This window comes from Haloimpatiens lingqiaonensis (assembly GCF_901447495.1).
GTDB lineage: Bacteria > Bacillota > Clostridia > Clostridiales > Clostridiaceae > Haloimpatiens > Haloimpatiens lingqiaonensis.
In genome coordinates, this window is record NZ_CABDWS010000144.1 from 1 (window position 1) to 2,929 (window position 2,929).

Below are 2,929 nucleotides of genomic sequence, written 5' to 3' on the forward strand. Positions count from 1 at the left end.
AAAAAGAAAGATAACATAATTTCGCGTTGTCAAATTATGTTATCTTTCTTTTTTACATTCTAAAATTTTTCGTAATGAAATGAAGAAAAATTATCCTTCTCTAGCCCTCTGGTCCTCTAGCACACTAATTTTAGCCCTCTAGCCCACTGGCACACTAGCCCACTGAAAATTGTGACAGCGTCACAATTTTCTTACTTAACGGCTTTCTGAATCCTAACGCTTTTACCTTTTATTTTCATATTTTCAGCAGCTTTAAGAACATTTTTACCTTTTCCCCCCAGTATATCTACATAAGAAAAACCATCTTGTATATCGATAATTCCTATATCTTCTACATCAATTCCTTCTATCTTAAGCATTGAACCTACGATATCACCAGGTCTTATTTTTTTCTTTTTACCTGCATTTATATATATTTTAGTAATTTCTTCATTTATTTTTGTTTTTTTAATAGCTTTTGCCTTAGGCTTATTTTTAAGAGAGTCCTTAAAAATTTGTTCACCTTTTTTCACTTCTTCATGAGATGGTATTTCTTTTTTAGGTATCATATAGCCTAAATATTGTTCTATCTCTTCTAAAAGTCTCTTATTATATGGGCTTACAAAGGTTATTGCTGTACCTTCATTTCCTGCTCTTCCTGTTCTTCCAATTCTGTGCACATAGTTTTCTTTTTCTACTGGAACATCATAATTTATAACATGAGTTACATCCTCTATATGAATTCCTCTAGCAGCCACATCTGTAGCTACTAAAAATTGGATTTCATCTCTTTTATAGCTTTCTATAACCTCTAATCTGTCCTTTTGTTCCATGCCTCCATGTAATCCTCTTGTACAAAATCCTTGTTTTTTCATGTTTTTAACTAGTTCATCAACTTTGTCGCGAGTATTACAAAATAAAATACATTTGTCAGGTCTTTTGGTATATATTATATTATTCAAAATATTAAGCTTTTCATTTTCAGCCATTTCATAACATTCTTCGTTTATTTTTTTCACAGTTATAGCTTCTGGATTAATATCTATTTTTTCGGCATTTCTTATGTATCTATCACATAAATCTTCAATTTTCTCAGACATAGTTGCTGAAAATAACATAGTCACCCTTTTTTTAGGAACTACTTTTATTATAGACTCCACTTGATCTATAAATCCCATATTCAGCATTTCATCTGCTTCGTCAATGACTAAATATTTTACTTTTTCTAAATTTAGAGTTTTTCTCTCTATATGATCCATAGTTCTTCCCGGAGTACCGACCACCACATGAACTCTTTGTTTTAACTCCCTTTTTTGTACCTCCATAGGCTGTTTTCCGTATATAGCAGCACATCTTATTCTCTTAAATCTTCCTATATTGGATATTTCCTCTTTAATCTGCACTGCCAATTCCCTTGTAGGCGTAAGCACTAAAACTTGTGGATTTGTTTCTTCTATCTCTATTTCATTACAAATAGGTATAGAAAAAGCAGCTGTTTTCCCACTTCCTGTTTGTGATTTCACTATAATATCCCTATTTTCAAGTACAAAAGGTATTACTTTTTCTTGCACAGGAGAAGGATTTATATATCCTAATTTTTCTATAGCTTTCAATATGTCATTACTTAAATGAAAATTTTTAAATTCACTCATTCTTATACCTCTTCTTAATTACTAATTTCATTAATATTCTATTTCATTAGCAATTTAATTAATAATTTCATTAATGTTCCTATTTCATTGGCAATTTAATTGCTAATTTCATTAATGTTCTTATTTCATTATCAGTTTAATTCCATCTTCTACAAATTCAATATATCCTTCTTTTAGCAGTCTTCCTATAGCTCTTTTAAAAGCTTTTTTGCTCATATCTAAATTTTCTTTTATTTCTTCTGGAGAGCTATTGTCATTTAAATTAAGTATGCCATCGCTCATTTTTAATTTCTCCAAAATAAACTCTGCATCTTTATCCATTTGTTTATAAGCTTTTTCCCTTAAACTTAAGTCTAATTTACCGTCCTCTTTAACTTTAACAACTCTAGCTTCAATTTCATCCCCATAGCCATAATCTCCATAAAATTCATCCTTAGATATTAATCCTTGGTACTTATTATCAACAGCTACAAATGCTCCTAAATCACTTTTTATACTGTATATTGTACCCTTAACCTTATCATCTTCCTTATAAGGTGAGTCACTAGGCAGTCTTTTGTAGATTCTCATAGAGGCACATAGTCTATCACTTTTATCTATATATAAATAAACTAAATATTCTCTGCCTACTTTTACACTAGTGGTTTGCTCATTAAATGGTAAAAACAAATCCTTTTCTAAACCCCAATCTAAAAAAGCACCTATTTTTGTCTCTTGTACAACATTAAGTAATGCCACTTCTCCTAAATTTATTTTAGGTTTTCTTGTTGTAGCTATTAATCTATCTTCAGAATCTCTGTAAACAAATACTTCTATTTCATCTCCAACCTCAGTTTCTTCTGGCACCTGTTTTTGTGGTAATAAAATATCAATTTCACTTTTATCTTCTTTAGAATTTAAATATACTCCTATAGGAGTAAGTCTAATTACCTCTAAATTCTGTATTTTTCCTAATTCAATCATATTAACCCTTCCTCTTTCTTAACTATTGTATTTTCATATAAATTTTATAACTAATTAAAATAATTATAAACATCCCGATATAGTATTTAGAATATATTCTAATATGAACATCTAATCATTCAATGAAATTTATTTAGTTAAAATTATTCAATTAAACTTTAAAACACATTCGCAAAGTAAAATTTTTTATTATAGTTTGCATTTATTATAATTTACACACCATCTATTAAATAACCCTATTAATTTAAAATTTATACTAATACTTTATATCATCATATGAAATTTTGTACTTTTTTCATTTTACCACAGTTATTACTACATTTCCTTCTATTTTT

Annotated in this window: 2 protein-coding genes; both read right to left on the reverse strand. The window is 28.7% G+C overall.

The features are described 5' to 3' along the window. Positions 1 to 191 precede the first annotated feature (191 nt). Positions 192 to 1,631 carry a DEAD/DEAH box helicase gene (locus FGK85_RS14905; protein WP_138207916.1) on the reverse strand — a complete coding sequence of 480 codons (1,440 nt, stop codon included), beginning with the start codon at positions 1,629 to 1,631 and terminating at the stop codon, positions 192 to 194. 120 nt (positions 1,632 to 1,751) lie between these two features. Beyond that, on the reverse strand, positions 1,752 to 2,594 hold the full coding sequence (locus tag FGK85_RS14910) for a CvfB family protein (protein WP_138207918.1): 843 nt from the start codon (positions 2,592 to 2,594) through the stop codon (positions 1,752 to 1,754). Positions 2,595 to 2,929: the final 335 nt, after the last annotated feature.